Raw genomic sequence first — 630 nt, 5'->3', positions numbered from 1 at the left:
ACTCTCCAGCTCCTGTGGTCACACCCGAAATTCACAATCGCATCATGGAAGACGTCATTTACCCAACGGTACGTGGCATGGCATCTGAGGGGAACCCATACACAGGTTTCCTATACGCGGGTCTGATGATCGACAAAGATGGCACTCCGAAAGTGATCGAGTTCAACTGCCGCTTTGGTGATCCAGAGACACAACCAATCATGATGCGTATGGAATCGGATCTTGTAGATCTATGCTTAGCAGCAATCGACGAGAAGCTTGATCAAGTGGAATCTAAATGGGATCCACGCGCATCTATCGGTATCGTGCTAGCAGCCGGTGGCTACCCAGCAGCGTACAACAAAGGTGACGTGATCTCTGGCCTGCCTCAAGTTGAAATTGAAGGCGAGAAAGTCTTCCACGCGGGTACAGACAATAAAGATGGCGACATCGTGACAAATGGTGGTCGCGTATTGTGTGCAACTGCATTGGGCAACAGCGTATCAGAAGCACAGCAACGCGCATACGAGCTAGCAAAACAGATCAGTTGGGATGGCATGTTCCATCGTAATGACATCGGCTACCGTGCTATCGCTCGCGAGCAAGAAAAATAATAACAACTTCAGTTGGCTAAAAAGACAAAAGGCGCAT

Annotated in this window: 1 protein-coding gene; it reads left to right on the top strand. The window is 49.2% G+C overall.

Going from position 1 to position 630, the window contains the following annotated elements:
* The coding region (locus R8N49_RS28190; RefSeq protein WP_318190577.1) for a phosphoribosylamine--glycine ligase at window positions 1–593 on the top strand (593 nt) is incomplete at its 5' end.
* Window positions 594–630 lie beyond the last annotated feature (37 nt).

It is taken from the genome of Vibrio sp. 1978 (genome assembly GCF_033344345.1).
The sequence above is the reverse complement of the archived record's forward strand: the minus strand, read 5'-3'. Positions and strand labels throughout refer to the sequence as shown.